The sequence below is a fragment of the Stenotrophomonas sp. HMWF003 genome (genome assembly GCF_003061285.1).
GTDB lineage: Bacteria > Pseudomonadota > Gammaproteobacteria > Xanthomonadales > Xanthomonadaceae > Stenotrophomonas > Stenotrophomonas maltophilia_AP.
This window is the reverse complement of record NZ_QAIW01000248.1, coordinates 25,388-27,084: the sequence shown is the minus strand read 5'-3', so window position 1 is coordinate 27,084 and position 1,697 is coordinate 25,388. Positions and strand designations below refer to the sequence as shown.

2 protein-coding genes are annotated in these 1,697 nt (G+C 68.1%); both read left to right on the top strand.

Annotated elements, in window-relative coordinates:
• Window positions 1–1,129, top strand: a 1,129-nt coding sequence (locus DBR34_RS22625; protein WP_258223804.1) for a S9 family peptidase, incomplete at its 5' end; no start/stop codon positions are given.
• Window positions 1,130–1,561, top strand: coding sequence for an NUDIX domain-containing protein (locus tag DBR34_RS10290; RefSeq protein ID WP_128096720.1), 432 nt, complete (start codon window positions 1,130–1,132; stop codon window positions 1,559–1,561).
• Window positions 1,562–1,697: the final 136 nt, after the last annotated feature.

Genomic DNA, 1,697 nt, shown 5'->3' with positions numbered 1-1,697 from the left:
CCTGTACACCCAACAGGGCACCGCCAAGCCGCAGGCACTGACCGGCGGCAAGTGGGAAACCTCGATGCCGGTGCCCAGCGCCGACGGCCGCGGCTTCTACTTCCTGTGCAACCAGCAGAGCCCGGGCGACTACGAGGTCTGCGCGGTCGACACCGCCAGCAGGCAGGTCCGTGAGCTGACCACGCTCAATGGCGTGGAAGACTTCTCGCTGTCCCCGGACGGCCAGCAGCTGCTGGTGCGTTACTCCGGCGCCTACCTGCCGGCGCAGCTGGCCGTGGTGCCCACCGCCGGCGGCCAGGCCAAGGTGCTCACCGACACCCGCACCGCCGCCTACAAGGCCCGCGAGTGGGTGCAGCCCAAGCTGGTGCAGGTGCCGTCCAAGCATGGCGCGGGCGTGGTCTGGGCCAAGTACTACGGCCCGGAGAACCCCGAGCCGGGCAAGCAGTACCCGATCGCCATGTTCGTGCACGGTGCCGGCTACCTGCAGAACGTCCACCAGCGCTACCCCGCCTACTTCCGCGAGCAGATGTTCCACAACCTGCTGGTGCAGCAGGGCTACATCGTGCTGGACATGGACTACCGCGGCAGCGAAGGCTACGGCCGCAACTGGCGCACCGCGATCTACCGCAACATGGGCCACCCGGAACTGGAGGACTACAAGGACGGCCTGGACTGGCTGGTGGACACCAAGCAGGGTGACCGCGCCAAGGCCGGCATCTACGGCGGCTCCTACGGTGGCTTCATGACCTTCATGGCGCTGTTCCGCTCGCCGGGCACGTTCAAGGCCGGTGCCGCGCTGCGCCCGGTGGTCGACTGGCACCAGTACAACCACGGCTACACCGCCAACATCCTCAACACCCCGGACATCGACCCGGAGGCGTACCGCACCTCGTCGCCGATCGAATACGCCGACGGCCTGCAGGACCACCTGCTGATCGCACACGGAATGATGGACGACAACGTGTTCTTCCAGGACTCGGTCAACCTCACCCAGAAGCTGATCGAGCTGCACAAGGACAACTGGTCCATCGCGCCGTACCCGCTGGAGCGCCATGGCTATGTCCGTCCGGACTCGTGGCTGGACCAGTACAAGCGCATCCTCAAGCTGTTCAACGACACCCTGAAGTAAGTGGCGGCGCAGGCCAGCCACGCCGCGGCGCCGATCGAGATCGTCGCCGCGGTCATCCTGGACGCCACCGGCCAGGTGCTGGTGGTGCGCAAGCAGGGCTCGGAAACCTTCATCCAGCCCGGGGGCAAACCCGACCCGGGCGAAGCCCCGCTGCAGGCGCTGGCGCGTGAGCTGCACGAGGAACTGGGCGTGCACATGGACCCTGGCAGCGCCCAGCCCCTGGGCCGTTTCGAGGCCTGGGCGGTGCATGAACACGGCCGCCGGGTGCACGCGCAGGTGTGGCGGGTGCAGGTCACCGGCACACCGCAGGCTCAGGCGGAAATCGCCGAGTTGGCCTGGGTTCCCCTGCAGCCGCCGCATGGGCGGCGCTTGGCAGCCTTGAGCGAAGACCATATCCTGCCCGCGGCCGCACGCGCGGTGGCCGCGGGCTGATGCCCGTGGCCGACCCCCACAGGACACCGGATGTCATCGCCCCCGCAGTTGCCCCATGCCCAGCCGCCCGTAGACCCGCTGGCGCCACCGAAATTCCTGTCGCCGATGACCAAGTCGGTGCTGCTGGTATGCGTGG